Genomic DNA, 12877 nt, shown 5'->3' with positions numbered 1-12877 from the left:
TGATGCCGCCCCGTTCCGCAGAAATCAGCCGCAAGACCAAGGAAACCGAGATTTCCGTATCGGTCCATGTCGACGGCACGGGTAAATCCGACATTTCGACGGGTGTCGGCTTCTTCGACCACATGCTCGATCAGCTGTCGCGCCATTCGCTGATCGACATGACGATCGAGGCCAAAGGCGATCTTCACATCGACGACCATCACACGGTCGAGGATAGCGGCATTGCCATCGGCCAGGCGCTGAGCAAGGCTTTGGGGGAGCGGCGCGGCATCATGCGCTATGCTTCGATCGACCTGGCCATGGACGAGACGCTGACCCGGGCGGCGATCGACGTTTCCGGCAGGCCGTTCCTGGTCTGGAACGTTTCCTTCTCGTCGCCGAAGATCGGCACATTCGACACCGAGCTGGTGCGCGAATTCTTCCAGGCGCTGGCGCAGAATGCCGGCATAACGCTGCATGTGACCAACCACTACGGCGCCAATAATCATCATATTGCGGAAACCTGCTTCAAGGCCGTGGCCAGGGCGCTGCGCGTGGCGCTGGAGCCTGACCCGCGCCAGCCCGATGCGGTGCCGTCCACCAAGGGATCCCTGAAAGGATAACCCTATGGCCATCTATGTCGTGATGGAGCCGCCTGCGGGGGGCAACGAGAAGGACGCCGCCCTGGTGCGCGACAGCTTCACCTGGCTCGGCTTCCTGTTCTCGCCGATCTGGCTCGCCTGGCACCGCCTCTGGATCGAGGCCCTGCTCACCTTCGCGGCCATGGCGGCGTTGTCCATGCTCGGCGAGAAACTAAGGCTTGAATGGGCTGGATCGGCGCTCTCGCTGCTGGTGTCGCTCTATATCGGCTTCGAAGGCCAGGCCCTGCGGATCGCGGCGCTCCGCCGCCGCGGCTGGCGGGAATGGGGCGTCGTCGAGGCCGGCAGGCTCGGCGATGCCGAGGTCCGTCACGCGCTCGAAGCCAGCGAGCGCACGCAGGAACAGGCGCCGATGCCGCACATCGTGCCCGACACCAACCTGGCGCGGCCGGCGCAGACGGGCATGGCGCTGGGGCTGACCCATACGCCGGGAAGGCCCTGACATGCGGGTAGCGATCATCGACTATGGGTCGGGCAATCTGCGCTCGGCCACCAAGGCCTTCGAGCGCGCCGCGCATGAGGCGGGCATCGCGGCGACCATCGATCTCACCGCCGACGCCGAGCGGGTGCGCAGCGCCGACCGCATCGTCCTGCCGGGCGTCGGCGCCTATGCCGACTGCGCGGCCGGCCTGCATGCCGTCACCGGCATGTGGGAAGCGGTGGAAGAGGCGGCGCTTCGCAAAGGGCGGCCGTTCCTCGGCATCTGCGTCGGCATGCAATTGATGTCGGAACGCGGGCTGGAAAAGACCGTCACCGAGGGTTTTGGCTGGATTGCCGGCGACGTCAAGGAAATCACGCCGAAGGATCCGGCACTAAAGATCCCGCAGATCGGCTGGAACACGATCGAGCTCGCGCGCAAGCATCCGCTGTTTTCGGGCATCGACACCGGTCCGAAAGGGCTGCACGCCTATTTCGTCCATTCCTACCACCTGGAGGCAAGGAACCCGGCCGAGGTGCTGGCGACGGCCGACTATGGCGGGCCGGTGACGGCGGCCGTTGCCCGCGACAACTTTGCCGGCACGCAGTTCCATCCCGAGAAAAGCCAGGCGCTCGGCTTGGCGCTGATCACCAATTTCCTGAATTGGAGGCCCTGAATGAGCAAGAAGGGCTACTGGATCGCCATGATCGATGTCCGCGACCCGGACACCTACAACAAATACATCGAGGCCAACGCGAAGGCCTTCGCCAAATTTGGCGCGAAGTTTGCTGTTCGGGCCGGCCGCCATACCGACCCGGAGGGGGCAACGGGAAACCGCCATGTCGTGGTGGAGTTCGATTCTTATGACAGGGCGCTCGCCTGCTATCAGTCGCCCGAGTACCAGGAAGCCTTGAAATTCCGGCTGGCGGCATCGACCGGCCACTTCGCCATCGTCGAGGGCGCCTGATCGTGATCCTGTTTCCGGCAATAGACCTCAAGGACGGCAAATGCGTGCGCCTGAAGCACGGCGACATGGCAACCGCCACCATCTACAACGATGACCCGGCGGCCCAGGCACGAGCCTTCGAAGAGCAAGGCTTCGAATGGCTGCACGTCGTCGACCTCAACGGCGCCTTCAAGGGACAGAGCGTCAATTCCGCGGCGGTCGGCGCCATCCTCAAGGCGACGAAGAACCCGGTGCAGCTCGGCGGGGGCATCCGCACGCTGGCGCAGATCGAGGACTGGCTGGACCGCGGGCTGGCGCGAGTCATCCTCGGGACCGTGGCGGTGCGGGAGCCCGAACTGGTGAAGGAGGCATGCAGGACCTTTCCCGGCAAGGTAGCGGTCGGCATCGACGCCAAGGGCGGCAAGGTGGCGGTCGAGGGCTGGGCCGAAGCCTCGGAACTCGGCGTCATCGAATTGGCGAGGAAGTTCGAAGGTGCGGGCGTGGCCGCCATCATTTACACCGACATCGACCGCGACGGCGTGCTCTCCGGCATCAACTGGGATGCCACCATCGACCTTGCCGAGGCGGTGTCGATCCCGGTGATCGCTTCCGGCGGATTGGCCTCCATCGCCGACATCGTGCGCATGACCATGCCCGATGCGAAGCGCCTGGAGGGTGCGATCTCCGGTCGCGCGCTCTATGACGGGCGCATCGACCCGGCGGAGGCGCTCGCCATCCTGCGCGGCAACAACGCGGAGGCACGAGCGTGAACATCTCGATCATCCTGGCGTCCTATGACAGCGGCCACTTTCACGGCCGCTGTGGCCAAGGCCCCGATGCGCTGATCTCCGGCGGGCTGGCCGAGGCGCTGAAGCTTGCCGGTCACGACGTCGAGGTGCGCGACATCGGCAAGGTCGTCGAGGACGAGCAGGAGCGCGAGATCGGCACGGGATTTGCCGTCTGCAACGTCGTTTCGGGCGAGGTCCGCATCGCGCTGGACAACGGCCGCTTCCCCATCGTTCTGGCCGGCAACTGCCTGACCAGCGCGGGCGCGGTTGCGGGCGAAGGCGCGGATGCCATCATCTGGGCCGACCAGCATGGCGACCTCAACACGCCGGAAACCTCCACCTCCGGCTTTCTCGACGGCATGGCGCTGGCAACGGCGCTTGGATTGTGCTGGCGGCGCATGGCGGCGCAGATTCCCGGCTTCAAGCCGATCGAGCCGGCCCGCTGTGTCCTGGTCAACGCACGCGACCTCGATACGGCCGAGAAAGAGCTTTTGGAGAAGCTGCCGATCATCCGCACCGAGTGTCCGGACTGGGCAGTGGCCGCGGCGAAGCTGAAGGCCACGGGTGCCGAGCGCATTCACATGCATGTCGACCTCGACGTGCATGATCCGGAAACGCTGCAGGCCAATCGTTACGCAACGCTCGGCGGCCCGGCGCCGGAGCAGGTCCGCACAGCGATGTGCGGCTTTGCCGGCCCGCTCAGCATCGCCGGACTTACCATTTCCGCCTACGATCCGGCGTTCGACCCGAAGGGCGAGGTGCCGCCGCAGGTCGGCGCGCTGGTGGGCGACCTTTTGTCGACCATGGAGGGGCGCTGATGCTGAAAGCCCGCGTCATTCCCTGTCTCGACGTCAAGAACGGCCGCGTGGTCAAGGGCGTCAATTTCGTCGACCTGGTCGATGCCGGCGATCCGGTCGAGGCGGCGAAGGCCTATGACGAGGCGGGCGCCGACGAGCTCTGCTTCCTCGACATCACCGCATCGTCCGACAATCGCGAGACGATCTTCGACGTGGTCGCCCGCACGGCCGAACAATGTTTCATGCCGCTGACCGTCGGCGGCGGCGTGCGCCAGGTGGCCGACATCCGAAGGCTGCTTCTGGCCGGCGCCGACAAAGTATCGATCAATACGGCGGCGGTGAAGAACCCGGATTTCGTCGCGGAGGCCGCCGACAAGTTCGGCAACCAGTGCATCGTCGTCGCCATCGACGCCAAGAAAGTATCGGCTGCCGGCGAGGCCGACCGCTGGGAGATCTTCACGCATGGCGGGCGCGAGAAGACCGGCATCGACGCGGTCGAGTTCGCCAAGAAGATGGTCGATCGCGGCGCCGGCGAGATCCTGCTGACCTCGATGGACCGCGACGGCACCAAGGCCGGCTACGATATCGCGCTGACCCGCGCGATCGCCGATGCCGTGCGTGTGCCGGTCATCGCTTCGGGCGGCGTCGGCACGCTTGATCACATGGTGGAAGGCATCCGCGATGGCCATGCCGGCGCCGTGCTTGCCGCCTCGATCTTTCATTTCGGCACCTACACCATCGCCGAGGCCAAGGCGCATATGGCGGGCGCCGGCCTGCCGATGCGGCTGGACTCGACCGTGCATCGGACTTAAACCACTGCTATGGCTCAATTTTCGCTCGCCGAGCTGGAAACGATAATCCATCAGCGCGCCCATTCCGGCGACCCGGACTCATGGACGGCGAAACTGTTCGCCAAGGGCATGGACAAGGCGGCGCAGAAGCTCGGCGAGGAAGCGGTCGAGGCCGTGATCGCCGCCATTCGCGGCGACAGGCAGGCCCTCGTTTCGGAAAGCGCCGATCTTCTATATCATTGGCTGGTCGTCCTCGCGATCGCGGGCATTCCGCTGGAGGACGTGCTGAAGGAGCTCGAGGGCCGCACCGGCCGCTCGGGCGTCGCCGAAAAGGCGTCCCGGCCCCGGGGGGGCTGACCGCTAAAGACGGATAGAGCATGATGTCGTCCGAAAACCGCTCCACACTTTTCGGCATCATGCTCTAGGAGGGCAGGAGACTCGATGGACCAGCTTGCTCCGACCGAGAAATACTCCCCCTTTCGTTTCTTCTCGGCCGAGCAATGGTCACAGTTCCGCGCCGACACGCCGCTCACGCTGACCGAGGACGAGATCGACCGGCTGCGTTCGCTCAACGACCCGGTCGACCTCGAAGAGGTCAAGCGCATCTATCTTTCGCTTTCCCGTCTGCTTTCGGCGCATGTCGAGGCGAGCCAGCTGCTGTTCAGGCAGCGCCAGGCCTTCTTCAACGCGCAGGACGTCGTCAAGACGCCGTTCATCATCGGCATCGCCGGCTCGGTCGCCGTCGGCAAATCGACCACCGCTCGCGTGCTCAAGGAACTGCTGGCGCGCTGGCCGTCGAGCCCGAAGGTCGATCTCATCACCACCGACGGCTTCCTCTTGCCGAACGAGATCCTGCGCCGCAACAATCTGATGGAGCGCAAGGGCTTTCCAGAAAGCTACGACGTCGGCGCCCTGCTCCGCTTCCTTTCCGGCATCAAGTCGGCGCAGCGCGACGTCCGGGCCCCGGTCTACTCGCACCTGACCTACGACGTCATTCCGGGCGAGTTCGTCACCATCGACAGGCCGGACATTTTGATCTTCGAAGGCATCAATGTTTTGCAGCCGGGCAAGCTGCCGAAGGACGGCAAGATCGTGCCGTTCCTGTCGGATTTCTTCGACTTCGCGATCTATATCGATGCCGACGAGAAGCTGATCCACCAGTGGTACACCCAGCGCTTCATGCGACTGCGCGAGACTGCCTTCCGCAACCCGGACTCCTTCTTCCACCGCTATTCGCAGCTGTCGGAGGATGCCGCCCGCGCCATCGCCGAGGGCCTGTGGAGCAACATCAACCTGAAGAACCTGCGCGAGAACATCCTGCCGACCAGGGCGCGCGCCGACCTCATCCTGCGCAAAGGCGCCAACCACCTGGTCGAAGAGGTGGCATTGCGGAAACTCTGATCGAATCCAGCGGACCGGCGCCTAAAGCGCATGGCCTGGCGCCGATTCAAGCGACGCGTTTTCAAATTAGTCTTTGTTCTTAGCCGGCGGCAGCTTCGATAAGGAGCCGGGTCTCAGCAGACCGTAGCGGCCGCCACGGGACGGTTGACGGCTCCGACCGGCATGTTCGGCACGAGGCGACGGTCGGCGGGGATCAGCTTGCGAGCGACGACGTAAATCACAGACACGACGACGACGGCTACATAGCTGTCTATTGCATAGTGCCATGCCAGATAGACCGAGCTGACAGCAACAAAGGCTACGTAGAGCAGAGCGAAGACGCCGAGCAGGCGGCTGTATTCGCGCACGAATAATGCATTGAGCATCGCAAGGCCGACGTGAACGCTGGGAAACGCCGAGATACCCGTGGCAAAACCGGTCTGCTTGGCCTCATACAGCGACCATAGATACTGCTGGTAGGCGGCAGCGGAGTTGCTCGACCCAGCCCCGCGGGCCAGGAATGCAAGCTGTTCACCAAACCGCGCCGTGTCTCCCGTGACCGCGCCGTAAAATGCCGGACCCGCCGAGAGGAACAGCGCCGCCAGGATGTTCCCGACAACAATCCAGACTGCCATAAAGCAGGCGAGATAGCGCGTTCGGACCGATGCCACCATGGGCGATGTCGCGACGAAGAACAAGCCGACGAAATTCAGCAGAAACCAGAAGACGTTGTAGTTCCATTCTATTATGGCGCGCACCAGATCACTTTCGGCCACGGAGTAGAGCCAGCGCCACGGATCGGCGCCCAAATGGAGGAAAGCGTCGATGTCGGCGTGCAGGACATCGAATTGAAAACCGCCTTGCCAGGCCGACATTCCGTTTTTCACTGAAGTGAAATTGCCCTGAAAGATCATGAGCGCCATCAGAAGGCACAATCCCGATAGCGAGTATGCCAACCGCCCGGTCGAAAACACTCTTTTCGCAGCCAAACGTCGCCGGGAATTGAAGCGATGCATAATGAGAATTGCGTCGGCAAGGATGGCTATTGTGGGCAGTGCGAAGCCGTTGAGAGAAATCCAGGACCCGAAATATATCGAGAACGCGAGGCGGTCGGCGGCGCCAATCGCGTTCAGAAAGATCAGCCCGGCCAAAACATAAATGACGATGGCCAGATAGAGGCCCGAATCCCTGCGAACGAGTTGGGCTGCCTCCGTGACGATTGCCCACAGGCCGCGGAGGACCGAATAGCTTTGCGTCATTGCCGAGCCCCAAGCTGCAATAGCTGCCCGTCTTTATGAGGAAAACTTCTAGATTTCGTTAGCTTGCGGGCACCGTTACCCGCCGCAGCGTCAGATTGATACGGCCGCCACTCCTCAACAGCGCCGAGGTCGCCGGGTAGATGCGGTCGACGCCGTGGAAACAGAGGCGTCCCTCGCCGCCAAGCACGACGACATCGCCGCTCTTCAGCCTGAACGATTTGGTGCCGCCTTCGCGCGTGGTGTGACCGATCCGAAACAGGCAGTCGTCGCCGAGCGACACCGAAACGACGGGTGCTGCGAAATCCTGCTCGTCGCGGTCCTGGTGCAGGCCCATCTTGGCCTCGCTCGAATAGAAATTGACGAGGCAGGCTTCCGGCGCGTGCGGACAGGCCGACACCTCGCGCCACACTTTTAGCAGGGCTTGGGGGATGGGCGGCCAGGGCTCGCCTGTCACCGGGTGCATCGGCTGGTAGCGATAGCCACGCTCGCGGTCGGTCACCCAACCGAGCGCGCCGCAATTGGTCATGCGCACGCTCATCTCCTTGCCGGTGCGCGGCATGGCAGGCACGTAAAGCGGCGCCGCCTGCACGACGCGCCTGATCTCCTCGACCAGCGCTTCCTGCTCCGTGCGCGGCAGATAGCCCGGCATATGGCGAACGCCCTTGGGCAGAACGAGCATGGCATTCGATCCGATCAGTTCGTCCGAGCATGCCACCGGCAGAACGGCTTCGCGACCCGAAAGCGGCCGTCGTCGGATGTCGGCCCCTAGTCGCTTTCAACCCGGCCGCGCAGCTTCTTCACCGTCGAGCGCCCGGCCTTGGTCTTGAGGCGCCGCTCGACGGCGCCCTTTGAAGGCTTCGTCTTCTTGCGCGGCGGCGGCGGCGGCTCGGCCGCCTTGGCGACCAGTGCCGTCAACCTGGCTCGCGCGTCGGCGCGATTCTGTTCCTGAGTGCGGAAGCGCCCGGCTTCGATGACGATGACGCCATCCTTGGTTGCGCGCTGGCCGGCGAGCTTGATGGCGCGCTCCCGCACCCGCTCCGACAGGCCCGGCGCATTGGCGGCGTCGAAGCGCAGCTGGACGGCGGTCGCCACCTTGTTGACGTTCTGGCCGCCCGGGCCGGAAGAGCGGATGAAATCCTCGTGCAGGTCGTCCGGATGGATGACCGCGTCACTGGCGATGATGATCCTGTCGTCGGCATTCATGCGCACAGTCATGGCGCGGCGGCGGGAAAAAGAAAAGGCCCGGCCGAAGCCGGGCTCTGGAGGAAGATGTTCGGAGCGGCAGCTATTCCGCCGCCTCCTGCAGGCGCGGTGCCGCGCCGCGGATGGCCGCGTCGACATGTGTTTCGAATTTCTCGAAGTTGGCGGCGAACATGTTGACCAGCTTGGAAGCCTGCCGGTCATAGGCCGCCTTGTCGGCCCAGGTCGAACGCGGATCGAGAATGGCGCCGTCGACGCCCGGCACCGCCACCGGCACCTCGAAGCCGAAATTGGCATCGGTGCGGAATTCGGCGGCATTGAGCGAGCCGTCGAGCGCCGCGCCGAGCAGGGCGCGCGTCACCTTGATCGGCATGCGACGGCCGGTGCCATAGGCGCCGCCGGTCCAGCCGGTGTTGACCAGCCAGCAATCGACGCCATGGCCGGCGATCAGCTCGCGCAGCAGATTGCCGTATTCTGACGGATGGCGCGGCATGAAGGGCGCGCCGAAGCAGGTCGAGAAGGTCGCTTCCGGCTCGGTAACGCCCTTTTCGGTGCCGGCGACCTTGGCCGTATAGCCGGAGAGGAAATGATACATCGCCTGCGCCGGCGTCAGCCTGGCGATCGGCGGCATCACGCCGAAGGCGTCGGCGGTCAGCATGATGATGTTTTTGGGATGGCTGGCGCGTCCGGTCTTCGAGGCATTGGGGATGTAGTCCAGCGGATAGGCGCAGCGGGTGTTTTCGGTGAGGCTGCCGTTGTCGAAATCCGGCACGCGGTCGGCGCCGAGCACGACATTTTCCAGCACGGTGCCGAAGCGCTGCGTGGTGGCGAAGATCTCCGGCTCGGCCTCGGCCGAAAGCCTGATCGTCTTGGCGTAGCAGCCGCCCTCGAAATTGAAGATGCCGTGCGGGCCCCAGCCATGCTCGTCATCGCCGATCAGCGTGCGTGACGGATCGGCCGACAGTGTCGTCTTGCCTGTGCCGGAAAGGCCGAAGAAGACGGCCGCGTCGCCGGCGGGTCCTTCATTGGCCGAGCAATGCATCGGCATGACGCCTTTTTGCGGCAGCAGGTAGTTCAGCACGGTGAACACCGATTTCTTCATCTCGCCGGCATAGGACGTGCCGCCGATCAGCACGATCTTGCGGGTGAGGTCGACCGCGATAACCGTCGCCGCGCGGGTGCCGTGGCGGGCCGGGTCGGCGCGGAAGGACGGCAGGTCGATGATCGTCATCTGCGGTACGAATTGGTCGAGCTCGGCGGCTTGCGGGCGGATCAGGAGATTGCGGATGAACAGCGAGTGCCAGGCGAATTCCGTCACGACGCGAACCGGCAGCTGGAACTCGGCGTCGGCGCCGCTGACGAGATCCTGCACATAGAGATCCTTGGCCGCAGCATGGGCGCGGAAATCGGCGAGGAGCGTCTCGAACTGCGCCGGCGAGATCGCCTTGTTGTTTTCCCACCAGACATGCGGGGCGGTGCTGTCGTCACGCACGACGAACTTGTCCTTCGGCGAGCGTCCGGTGTGCTGGCCGGTCTCGGCAACCAGCGCGCCCTGCGCGGTCAATTTCGCCTCGCCGCGGCGGATCGCTTCCTCATAGAGCTCGGCAGCGCCGAAATTATATCGCACCGTGCCCGTGGTCCTCAGGCCGATCGCGTCAATGGCGCGGTCGGGGTTGCGTTTGCCGGCTTCCGACATCAATTTCCTCTCCGGATTTTGGCCGCGTCTGACCGGTCATTGCCGGAACGCGCAAGGGACTAGTTAGGGTCAGAACCAGAAAAGGCGAATGATATCAAATCATTAATCGATTTAAAAATTTTGAAAGTTGTTTAAATCGTTTATATGTGCAAAAAATCACAGAGGTTGCCCAAAGGATTGGCAGGCTTCGTTCGTCCAATCCGGTTACGGGTGCGATCGTGTGTAGCGGCAGGCCGCCCGTGACTTCGGACAAGGCCCGTGCCACATTTTGTACCCAATTTGTCCTGCAAAAGCCCTTTCTCGACGACAGAAGGGACAGCTCATGAGGGAGCCGCTTGAAATGGCAACAATCGCGCTTGTCGATGACGACCGAAATATTTTGACTTCGGTGTCGATCGCGCTCGAATCCGAGGGTTACCGCGTCGAAACCTACACCGACGGCGCGTCGGCGCTCGAAGGCCTGGCGGCGCGGCCGCCCAACCTCGCCATCCTCGACATCAAGATGCCGCGCATGGACGGCATGGAGCTGTTGCGCCGGATGCGGCAAAAATCCGACTTGCCGGTGATCTTCCTGACCTCGAAGGACGACGAGATCGACGAACTGTTCGGCCTCAAGATGGGGGCCGACGATTTCATCCGCAAACCGTTCTCGCAGCGCTTGCTTGTCGAGCGGGTGCGCGCGGTGCTGCGCCGCACCAGCGCCCGCGAGGCGGCGGCCAAGGCGCCCAGCCAGCAGGCGCGCTCACTCGAGCGCGGCCAACTGGTGATGGACCAGGAGCGGCACACCTGCACCTGGAAGGGCGAGCCGGTGACGCTGACTGTAACCGAGTTCCTGATCCTGCATTCGCTGGCGCAGCGCCCCGGCGTGGTAAAAAGCCGTGATGCGCTGATGGACTCGGCCTATGATGAGCAGGTCTATGTCGACGACCGCACCATCGACAGCCACATCAAGCGGCTGCGCAAGAAGTTCAAGGCCGTCGATGACGACTTCGAGATGATCGAAACCCTTTACGGAGTCGGGTACCGGTTTCGGGAAGCTTGATATAGTGAATAGTCAATGGTGAATGGTGGATGGTGCGAGCGGCCGACTGGGCTCTATCTAAGCGCCCCATTTTTCCATTCACCATGCACCATTCACCGGACAGGGACTGCTAGTTGATGGCAGTGGAAGCAGAGCGAGGCAGGCGGGCGGGCGCGGCGAAGCGCCCGTCGCGTATCGTACCTGCATTCCTGTCGAAGATCACGGTGCCGATGCGCCGCTTCCTCGGCCACCACATCTTCTCCAGCCTGACGCGGCGCATCCTGTTTCTCAACCTGGCCGGCCTCGCCGTGCTGGTCACCGGCATCCTCTATCTCAACACCTTCCGCGACGGGCTGATCGACGCCCGCGTCGAAAGCCTGATGACGCAAGGCGAGATCATCGCCGGCGCCATCGCGGCCTCGGCGACGGTCGAGACCGACTCGATCAGCATCGATCCGGAAAAGCTGCTCGAGCTGCAGGCCGGCGAAAGCCTGGGGCCAGGCTCCGACCAGCTCGACAATCTCGACTTCCCGATCAATCCCGAGCGCGTGGCGCCGGTGCTGCGGCGGCTGATCTCGCCGACCCGCACGCGCGCCCGCATCTACGACCGCGACGCGAACCTGCTGCTCGATTCGCGGCATCTCTATTCGCGCGGCCAGATCCTGCGCTACGACCTGCCGCCTGTCGACGACGAGCAGCCCGGCCTGTTGGAGCGCGTCGAGAAATTCGTCTTCGACTTCTTCCGCAACAAGGACCTGCCCGTCTATCACGAACAGCCCGGTGGTAATGGCGCGGCCTTCCCCGAAGTGGTCAAGGCGCTGACCGGCAGTCCCTCGACCATCGTGCGGGTAAGCGAGCAGGGCGAACAGATCGTCTCGGTAGCGGTGCCGATCCAGCGCTTCCGCGCCGTGCTCGGGGTCTTGATGCTGTCCACCGAAGGCGGCGATATCGACAAGATCGTCGCGGCCGAACGCAAGGCGATCCTGCGCGTGTTCGGCATCGCGGCGCTTGTCACGGCCATCCTCTCGCTGCTGCTGGCCTCCACCATCGCCAATCCGCTGCGGCGGCTGTCGGCTGCCGCCGTACGGGTGCGGCGCGGCGTCAAGAACCGCGAGGAGATCCCTGACTTCTCCGACCGTCAGGACGAGATCGGCAATCTGTCGATCGCGGTGCGCGACATGACAAACGCGCTCTATGCGCGCATCGAGGCGATCGAAAGCTTCGCGGCCGATGTCTCGCACGAGCTCAAGAATCCGCTGACCTCGCTGCGCAGCGCGGTCGAAACGCTGCCGCTGGCCAAGAACGACACCTCACGCGCGCGCCTGATGGAAATCATCCAGCACGACGTGAAGCGGCTCGACCGACTGATCACCGATATTTCCGATGCGTCGCGGCTCGACGCCGAATTGGCGCGCGAGGATGCCTCGACGGTCGATCTGAAGAAGTTCATCACCGATCTTGTCGCGGTCTCGCGCGAGACGACGCGCAACAAGAAGTCGGTCGAGATCGAGCTCAAGGTCGCCAAGCTGCCGCAGGGCGTCAAAGGCTACGTCGTGGTCGGCCATGATCTGAGGATCGGCCAGGTCATCACCAACCTGATCGAGAACGCGCGTTCCTTCGTTCCCGAGGAACACGGCCATATCACCATCTCGCTGGCGCGCGCCGGCAAGTTCAACATCGTCACCGTCGACGACAACGGTCCGGGCATCAGAGCCGAAAAGATCGATCGCATCTTCGAGCGCTTCTATACCGACCGGCCCGCCGGCGAGGCCTTCGGCCAGAACTCCGGCCTCGGCCTGTCGATCAGCCGGCAAATCGTCGAGGCGCATGGCGGCACGCTGACGGCGGAAAACATCCCCGGCACCAAGCCGGGCGAGATCAAGGGCGCGCGCTTCGTGGTGACCCTGCCGGCCGAAGGCTGATCTCCGTTCCCAGACAGAAAC

The 12877-nt window shown here is 63.8% G+C and carries 15 protein-coding genes; 11 read left to right on the top strand and 4 right to left on the bottom strand.

The window, feature by feature from the left end; all coding sequences use genetic code 11:
- Nucleotides 1-2 precede the first annotated feature (2 nt).
- The 9 genes from hisB to coaA all read left to right on the top strand — a co-directional run bounded on the left by hisB (nucleotide 3) and on the right by coaA (nucleotide 5779).
- Nucleotides 3-602 carry an imidazoleglycerol-phosphate dehydratase HisB gene (gene hisB, locus CK221_RS04705; protein WP_095776893.1) on the top strand — a complete coding sequence of 200 codons (600 nt, stop codon included), beginning with the start codon at nucleotides 3-5 and terminating at the stop codon, nucleotides 600-602.
- A gap of 4 nt (nucleotides 603-606) precedes the next feature.
- Nucleotides 607-1080 carry a DUF2628 domain-containing protein gene (locus CK221_RS04700; RefSeq protein ID WP_067002897.1) on the top strand — a complete coding sequence of 158 codons (474 nt, stop codon included), beginning with the start codon at nucleotides 607-609 and terminating at the stop codon, nucleotides 1078-1080.
- 1 nt (nucleotide 1081) lies between these two features.
- Nucleotides 1082-1732: an imidazole glycerol phosphate synthase subunit HisH gene (gene hisH / locus CK221_RS04695; protein ID WP_095776892.1), complete on the top strand. Its 651-nt coding sequence runs from the start codon at nucleotides 1082-1084 to the stop codon at nucleotides 1730-1732.
- Nucleotides 1733-2023: a DUF1330 domain-containing protein gene (locus tag CK221_RS04690; RefSeq protein WP_095776891.1), complete on the top strand. Its 291-nt coding sequence runs from the start codon at nucleotides 1733-1735 to the stop codon at nucleotides 2021-2023.
- 2 nt (nucleotides 2024-2025) lie between these two features.
- Nucleotides 2026-2772: a 1-(5-phosphoribosyl)-5-[(5-phosphoribosylamino)methylideneamino]imidazole-4-carboxamide isomerase gene (gene hisA / locus CK221_RS04685; protein ID WP_095776890.1), complete on the top strand. Its 747-nt coding sequence runs from the start codon at nucleotides 2026-2028 to the stop codon at nucleotides 2770-2772.
- Nucleotides 2769-3608, top strand: a complete 840-nt coding sequence (locus CK221_RS04680; protein ID WP_095776889.1) for an arginase family protein — start codon at nucleotides 2769-2771, stop codon at nucleotides 3606-3608. Before hisA ends, CK221_RS04680 begins: the two co-directional genes overlap by 4 nt.
- On the top strand, nucleotides 3605-4399 hold the full coding sequence (gene hisF, locus CK221_RS04675) for an imidazole glycerol phosphate synthase subunit HisF (RefSeq protein ID WP_179295084.1): 795 nt from the start codon (nucleotides 3605-3607) through the stop codon (nucleotides 4397-4399). Before CK221_RS04680 ends, hisF begins: the two co-directional genes overlap by 4 nt.
- Nucleotides 4400-4408: 9 nt before the next feature.
- Nucleotides 4409-4735, top strand: coding sequence for a phosphoribosyl-ATP diphosphatase (locus tag CK221_RS04670; protein WP_095776887.1), 327 nt, complete (start codon nucleotides 4409-4411; stop codon nucleotides 4733-4735).
- Nucleotides 4736-4819: 84 nt separating this feature from the next.
- The gene (gene coaA / locus CK221_RS04665; RefSeq protein WP_067002907.1) at nucleotides 4820-5779 is read left to right on the top strand and encodes a type I pantothenate kinase; all 960 of its coding nucleotides are present in this window, start codon (nucleotides 4820-4822) and stop codon (nucleotides 5777-5779) included.
- A 113-nt stretch (nucleotides 5780-5892) separates the two neighbouring features.
- Here coaA and CK221_RS04660 read toward each other — a convergent pair whose 3' ends face one another.
- From CK221_RS04660 to CK221_RS04645, 4 genes are all read right to left on the bottom strand, one after another.
- A complete protein-coding gene (locus CK221_RS04660; protein WP_095776886.1) occupies nucleotides 5893-7017 on the bottom strand; it encodes a phosphatase PAP2 family protein in 1125 nt (374 codons plus the stop codon).
- A 58-nt stretch (nucleotides 7018-7075) separates the two neighbouring features.
- Nucleotides 7076-7696 (bottom strand): alpha-ketoglutarate-dependent dioxygenase AlkB, encoded by a 621-nt coding sequence (locus CK221_RS04655; protein WP_067003276.1) that lies wholly within the window; start codon nucleotides 7694-7696, stop codon nucleotides 7076-7078.
- An 86-nt stretch (nucleotides 7697-7782) separates the two neighbouring features.
- The gene (gene arfB, locus CK221_RS04650; RefSeq protein ID WP_067002912.1) at nucleotides 7783-8220 is read right to left on the bottom strand and encodes an alternative ribosome rescue aminoacyl-tRNA hydrolase ArfB; all 438 of its coding nucleotides are present in this window, start codon (nucleotides 8218-8220) and stop codon (nucleotides 7783-7785) included.
- 82 nt (nucleotides 8221-8302) lie between these two features.
- Nucleotides 8303-9913, bottom strand: a complete 1611-nt coding sequence (locus tag CK221_RS04645) for a phosphoenolpyruvate carboxykinase (RefSeq protein WP_095776885.1) — start codon at nucleotides 9911-9913, stop codon at nucleotides 8303-8305.
- Nucleotides 9914-10253: 340 nt separating this feature from the next.
- Between CK221_RS04645 and CK221_RS04640 the strand changes: the two genes are divergently transcribed.
- On the top strand, nucleotides 10254-10955 hold the full coding sequence (locus CK221_RS04640; protein WP_006201274.1) for a response regulator transcription factor: 702 nt from the start codon (nucleotides 10254-10256) through the stop codon (nucleotides 10953-10955).
- 209 nt (nucleotides 10956-11164) lie between these two features.
- Nucleotides 11165-12856: a sensor histidine kinase gene (locus tag CK221_RS04635; protein WP_245299793.1), complete on the top strand. Its 1692-nt coding sequence runs from the start codon at nucleotides 11165-11167 to the stop codon at nucleotides 12854-12856.
- Nucleotides 12857-12877 lie beyond the last annotated feature (21 nt).

It is taken from the genome of Mesorhizobium sp. WSM3868 (genome assembly GCF_002294785.1).
Classification (GTDB): Bacteria; Pseudomonadota; Alphaproteobacteria; order Rhizobiales; family Rhizobiaceae; genus Mesorhizobium.
The sequence above is the reverse complement of the archived record's forward strand: the minus strand, read 5'-3'. Positions and strand labels throughout refer to the sequence as shown.

Coding starts and splice junctions, on each gene's coding strand:
- hisB (WP_095776893.1), top strand. CDS start 3: ATGCCGCCCCGTTCCGCAGAAATCAGCCGCAAGACCAAGGAAACCGAG.
- CK221_RS04700 (WP_067002897.1), top strand. CDS start 607: ATGGCCATCTATGTCGTGATGGAGCCGCCTGCGGGGGGCAACGAGAAG.
- hisH (WP_095776892.1), top strand. CDS start 1,082: ATGCGGGTAGCGATCATCGACTATGGGTCGGGCAATCTGCGCTCGGCC.
- CK221_RS04690 (WP_095776891.1), top strand. CDS start 1,733: ATGAGCAAGAAGGGCTACTGGATCGCCATGATCGATGTCCGCGACCCG.
- CK221_RS04670 (WP_095776887.1), top strand. CDS start 4,409: ATGGCTCAATTTTCGCTCGCCGAGCTGGAAACGATAATCCATCAGCGC.
- coaA (WP_067002907.1), top strand. CDS start 4,820: ATGGACCAGCTTGCTCCGACCGAGAAATACTCCCCCTTTCGTTTCTTC.
- CK221_RS04660 (WP_095776886.1), bottom strand. CDS start 7,017: ATGACGCAAAGCTATTCGGTCCTCCGCGGCCTGTGGGCAATCGTCACG.
- CK221_RS04655 (WP_067003276.1), bottom strand. CDS start 7,696: ATGCTCGTTCTGCCCAAGGGCGTTCGCCATATGCCGGGCTATCTGCCG.
- arfB (WP_067002912.1), bottom strand. CDS start 8,220: ATGAATGCCGACGACAGGATCATCATCGCCAGTGACGCGGTCATCCAT.
- CK221_RS04645 (WP_095776885.1), bottom strand. CDS start 9,913: ATGTCGGAAGCCGGCAAACGCAACCCCGACCGCGCCATTGACGCGATC.
- CK221_RS04640 (WP_006201274.1), top strand. CDS start 10,254: ATGGCAACAATCGCGCTTGTCGATGACGACCGAAATATTTTGACTTCG.
- CK221_RS04635 (WP_245299793.1), top strand. CDS start 11,165: ATGCGCCGCTTCCTCGGCCACCACATCTTCTCCAGCCTGACGCGGCGC.